This is a genomic window from Streptomyces phytophilus (genome assembly GCF_013870535.1).
Lineage (GTDB): Bacteria > Actinomycetota > Actinomycetes > Streptomycetales > Streptomycetaceae > Streptomyces > Streptomyces phytophilus.
Genome location: NZ_JACBXC010000338.1, coordinates 1 through 5,333, shown reverse-complemented (window position 1 = coordinate 5,333; position 5,333 = coordinate 1). Strand labels below are relative to the sequence as shown.

General features: G+C 72.1%; 4 protein-coding genes and 1 pseudogene. 3 read left to right on the top strand and 2 right to left on the bottom strand.

The window, feature by feature from the left end; all coding sequences use genetic code 11:
* Positions 1–81, bottom strand: a pseudogene (locus H5J30_RS16425) (MoaD/ThiS family protein); the annotation flags it as partial.
* A gap of 110 nt (positions 82–191) precedes the next feature.
* Here H5J30_RS16425 and H5J30_RS16420 point away from each other — a divergent pair.
* The 3 genes from H5J30_RS16420 to H5J30_RS16410 all read left to right on the top strand — a co-directional run bounded on the left by H5J30_RS16420 (position 192) and on the right by H5J30_RS16410 (position 4,617).
* Positions 192–1,937: an ABC transporter ATP-binding protein gene (locus H5J30_RS16420; protein ID WP_181788174.1), complete on the top strand. Its 1,746-nt coding sequence runs from the start codon at positions 192–194 to the stop codon at positions 1,935–1,937.
* A gap of 152 nt (positions 1,938–2,089) precedes the next feature.
* Complete coding sequence (locus tag H5J30_RS16415; RefSeq protein WP_181788173.1) at positions 2,090–3,928, top strand: ABC transporter ATP-binding protein; 1,839 nt, start codon at positions 2,090–2,092, stop codon at positions 3,926–3,928.
* 89 nt (positions 3,929–4,017) lie between these two features.
* Positions 4,018–4,617: a Uma2 family endonuclease gene (locus H5J30_RS16410; RefSeq protein WP_181788172.1), complete on the top strand. Its 600-nt coding sequence runs from the start codon at positions 4,018–4,020 to the stop codon at positions 4,615–4,617.
* Here the strand turns inward: H5J30_RS16410 and H5J30_RS16405 are convergent.
* A partial coding sequence (locus H5J30_RS16405) for an alpha/beta hydrolase (RefSeq protein ID WP_181788171.1) occupies positions 4,598–5,333 on the bottom strand: 736 nt, incomplete at its 5' end. The two genes, H5J30_RS16410 and H5J30_RS16405, sit on opposite strands and share 20 nt — an antisense overlap.

The following is a 5,333-nucleotide window of genomic DNA, read 5'->3' as shown; positions in this document are numbered from 1 at the left end:
GTCCGCCGCGTAGGGCTCCTCCGCGGTGCCCGCCGCGGCCTTGGCCGCCGCCCAGTACCGGATGGTGCCGTTGGCCGTCATGGCGTGCCGCCCCTTCTCTCCTCGACTCCTGCCCGCGGTGGGTCCGCCCCCCATCATGCCCCTGGCGAAATTCTCGTCGCCCCGGGCAACCTTCGACGTACGCTGCGGACGTGCTCGTCCGAATCCTCCGCGCTCATCTGCGCCCCTTCCGCCGGGACATCGGCTGGATCGTGGCGCTGCAGCTCATCGCGACCCTGACGACGCTCTACCTCCCCACGCTCAACGCCGACATCATCGACCACGGCGTCATCCCCGGCGACAACGGCTACATCGTGCGCACCGGCGGCTGGATGATCGCCTTCAGCGTGGTGCAGCTCTGCGCGGCCGCCGGCGCGGTGTTCCTCGGCGCCCGTACGGCCACGGCCCTCGGCCGCGACCTGCGCGCCTCCGTCTTCGACCGCGTGCAGTCCTTCTCCGCCCGCGAGATGGCCCGCTTCGGCGCCCCGTCCCTGATCACCCGCACCACCAACGACGTGCAGCAGATCCAGATGCTGGCCCTGATGACGTTCACGATGATGGTCGCGGCGCCGATCATGTGCGCCGGCGGCGTCGTCATGGCGCTCAACCAGGACGTCCCGCTGACGTCCCTCCTGCTGGTCGTCGTGCCGGCGGTGGGCATCCTCGTGACCCTGATCGTGCGCCGGATGCGCCCGCTGTTCCGCGTCATGCAGAAGCGCATCGACGAGGTGAACCGCATCATGCGCGAGCAGATCACCGGCATCCGCGTCATCCGCGCCTTCGTCCGCGACGGGCACGAGCAGCGCCGCTTCGGCAGGGCGAACGCCGACCTGATGGACGTGGGGGTACGGGCCGGGCGGCTGCTGGCGCTGCTGTTCCCCACCCCGATGCTCGCGGTGAACCTCTCCAGCGTCGCCGTCGTCTGGTTCGCGGCCGGGCGCATCGACAGCGGCGCCATGGACGTCGGTGCGCTGACGGCGTTCCTGTCCTACCTGATGTACATCCTCATGAGCGTGATGATGGCCACCTTCATGTTCATGATGATCCCGCGCGCGGAGGTCTGCGCCGAGCGGATCCAGGAGGTGCTGGACACCGAGTCGTCCGTCGTCCCGCCCGCGGCCCCGGTGCCCGCGGCGGCCGAGCCGCGCGAGCGCGGCCGGCTCGACGTCCGCGGCGTCGAGTTCCGCTACCCGGGCGCCGAGGAGCCGGTGCTGACGGACGTCGACCTGGTGGCGCGCCCGGGGCGGACGACGGCGGTCATCGGCAGCACGGGCAGCGGCAAGTCGACGCTGCTGGCCCTGGTGCCGCGGCTGTTCGACGCCACCGCGGGCAGCGTCGAGGTGGGCGGCGTGGACGTACGGGACCTGGACCCGGCGGCGCTGGCGCTGGCCATCGGGTACGTGCCGCAGAAGCCGTACCTCTTCAGCGGCACCGTCGCCTCGAACCTCCGATACGGAAAGCCCGACGCCACCGAGGACGAACTGTGGGACGCGCTGCGCACCGCGCAGGCGGCGGACTTCGTACGGGACATGGACGGCGGCCTCGACGCGGCCGTCGCCCAGGGCGGCGCCAACGTCTCCGGCGGCCAGCGGCAGCGCCTCGCGATCGCCCGCGCGCTGGTGCACCGCCCCGACATCTACCTCTTCGACGACTCCTTCTCCGCCCTCGACTACGCCACCGACGCCGCCCTGCGCGCGGCCCTCGCGAGCCGGCTCGGGGACGCGACGGTCGTGATCGTCGCGCAGCGGGTCGCCACGATCCGCGACGCGGACCGGATCGTGGTCCTGGACGAGGGCCGGGTGGCGGGCGCGGGTACGCACGCGGAGCTGATGGCGGCGAACGAGACGTACCGGGAGATCGTGCTCTCGCAGCTCACCGAGAAGGAGGCGGCGGCATGAGCGCGCCGGCGAAGGAGCCGCCGAAACCGGGAGACCAGGAAAGCGGGGAAAGCCGGGAAAGCCGGGGAAACCAGGGCGGTCCCGGGGCTCCGGGAGGTCCGGGGAAACCGGGGAACCAGCCGCCCGGCCCGCGCCCCGCCGGCGGCGGGCCCATGCGCATGTTCAACGGCCCGCCCGTCGAGCGCTCCCTCGACTTCCGCGGCTCCGCCGTCCGCCTCCTGCGCACCCTGCGCCCCGACCGCACCCTGATCCGCGCCATCCTCGCCCTCGGCGCCGCCAGCATCGCGCTCACCGTCGCCGGCCCGAAGCTCCTGGGCCACGCCACCGACCTCGTCGTCGCCGGCGTCTACGGCGGGCGGGTCGACACCGGCTCCGCCCGCGCCACCGACGGCATCGACTTCGACGCCGTCGGCCGCACCCTGCTGTGGGCGGCCCTCGCCTACGCCGCCGCGTGGGGCCTCGGGCTCGCGCAGGCGCGGCTGACGGCCGTGGTGGTGCAGCGGGCGGTCTTCCGGCTGCGCGAGGAGGTGGAGGCGAAGCTGTCGCGGCTGCCGCTGTCGTACTTCGACCGCAACCAGCGCGGCGAGATCCTCTCCCGTACGACCAACGACATCGACAACGTCGGGCAGTCGCTCCAGCAGACCATGAGCCAGATCGTGACGTCGCTGCTGACGATCGTCGGGGTGCTGGCGATGATGTTCTGGATCTCGCCGCTGCTGGCGCTGGTCGCGCTGGTGACCGTACCCCTGTCGATCACGGTGGCGACGCGGGTCGGCAAGCGGGCGCAGCCGCAGTTCGTGGCGCAGTGGGCGTCCACCGGCAAGCTGAACGCGCACATCGAGGAGATGTACACCGGGCACTCGCTGGTCCAGGTCTTCGGCCGCCGCGACGAGGCGGCGGAGACCTTCCGCGAGGAGAACGACGAGCTGTTCCGCGCCGGCTACCGCGCGCAGTTCATCTCCGGGCTGATCCAGCCGGCGATGATGTGCATAGGGAACCTCAACTACGTGCTGGTCGCCGTCGTCGGCGGCCTGCGGGTCTCCTCCGGCGCGCTGTCGATCGGCGACGTGCAGGCGTTCGTGCAGTACTCGCGGCAGTTCAGCCAGCCGCTGGGGCAGATCGCGTCGATGGCCAACCTGGTGCAGTCCGGCGTCGCCTCCGCGGAGCGGGTCTTCGAACTGCTCGACGCGGACGAGCAGGAGCCGGACGCCGCCACCCCGGCCAAGCCGGCGGAGCCGGTGCGGGGCGAGGTGGCGTTCGAGGGCGTCTCGTTCGCGTACGACCCGGAGAAGCCGCTGATCGAGGACCTGTCGCTGACGGTCCGGCCGGGCCAGACGGTGGCGATCGTCGGCCCGACGGGGGCGGGGAAGACGACGCTGGTGAACCTGCTGATGCGGTTCTACGAGGTGGCGGGCGGCCGGATCCTGCTCGACGGCGTGGACGTGGCGGAGATGAGCCGCGAGGAGCTGCGGGGGCAGATCGGGATGGTGCTCCAGGACACGTGGCTGTTCGGCGGCACGATCGCGGAGAACATCGCGTACGGCGCCCCGGCGGGCACCCCGCACGACAAGATCGTGGCCGCCGCGAGGGCCACCCACGTCGACCGCTTCGTACGGACCCTCCCGGACGGCTACGACACGGTGATCGACGAGGAGGGCGCGGGCGTCTCGGCGGGCGAGAAGCAGCTCGTCACCATCGCCCGCGCGTTCCTCGCGGAACCGGCGATCCTGGTCCTGGACGAGGCGACCAGCTCGGTGGACACCCGCACCGAGGTCCTGATCCAGCACGCGATGGCGGAACTCCGCACGGGCCGCACGAGCTTCGTGATCGCCCACCGCCTCTCCACGATCCGCGACGCGGACGTGATCCTGGTGATGGAGGCGGGGGCGATCGTGGAACAGGGCACGCACGAGGAACTGCTGGCGGCGGAGGGCGCGTACGCCCGCCTGTACCAGGCGCAGTTCGCGGAGCCGGCAGCAGAAACGATCTAGGTCACCCACGCGTGTGATCTCCACCCCGGACCGATGATCGGCCCGGGGCGGGCGAGGGAGACTGGCAACGGCCCGGAAGGGGGTGCACCATGACGGTTATGGCAGAGCGCACGGCACGCACCTCGCAGATGACGGTCGAGGAATTCGAGGAGATCGCCAAGGCTGCCGAGAAGCTGAACGACGCCGTCAGGTTCGAGTTCATCGACGGACGGATCGGGGTCAAGGGCGTGCCGGACGGAGATCACAACGAGATCGTCGGGTGGCTGCTGGAAGCGTGCGTTCGGAGTGGGAACGGCCTGCGGCCGTACACGAGCGACCTCGGTCTCGAAGTGGAGGAGTACCGCGGCGGCCGGGCAAAGCCGGACCTCGCCTTCGCCCCGAGACGCAGCTTCGCCGGGCAGGGCGACTGGGCCGATCCCGCCCCCCTCGCCATGGTCGTCGAGGTGACCTCGTACGACTCGGACACCAACAGGCGGGACCGTCACGATAAGCCTGTCGCGTACGCGGCCGCCGGGATTCCGGTCTACCTGCTCATCGACCGCGACGCCTGCACACTCACCGTGCACAGCGACCCCTCGCCCCGGGGCTACCGCGACATCCATTCCGTCGAGTTCGGCGCCAAGGTCACGCTCCCGAAGCCGATGGACATCGCACTCGACACCGAGGAACTCAAGGACTACGTCCGCTGACCGCCTCCGCGGCCCACACCGCGATCCGCTTCAGCAGATCATCGCTCGCCGCGTTCTCCGCGTGGGCGAAGTCCTCCTCCAGCCACAGTTCTGCCGCGCCGGGGGCCGCGGCTGCGGCCAGGGACTCGGGGTGGTCCAGGGGGAAGTACGTGTCCCGGGTGCCGTGGACGATCAGCAGCGGGGCCGGGGCGATCAGGGGGACCGCCGCCGTGGGGGAGAGGGGTTCGGGGTTCCAGCGGCGGTGGTGGATGCGGGTCTTCAGGGCGAGGCGGGAGACCGCCCGGCCCGTACGGCGTTCCACTATCCAGTGCAGCCGCCGCATCGGCGCCGTGCCGCGGTAGTACCAGCGGGCCGGGGAGCTGACGGACACCACGGCGTCCGCGTACGGGACCGTGCCCGTACGGACCGCGCCGGCGCCGAGCGCATCGGCGCCGAGTGCCACGGAGCCGTCCGTGCCCGAGCCGAGAGCCACCGGGCCGTCCCCACCGCCCCCCGCGGCAGCGCGCCCGTACGCCCCCGTGCGCCCCTCGCGCCCCCCGCGCTCCTGTTCGTCCCCCCGCGCCTCCGCGCGGTACAGCGCGCCGTGGCGCAGCACCACTGAGCCGCCCATCGAGAACCCCACCGTCGCCACCCGCCGGTGTCCCAGCGACCGGGCCCACGCCACCGCCGCCGCCAGGTCCAGCACCTCCCGGTCGCCGACCGTCGAGCGCCCGCCC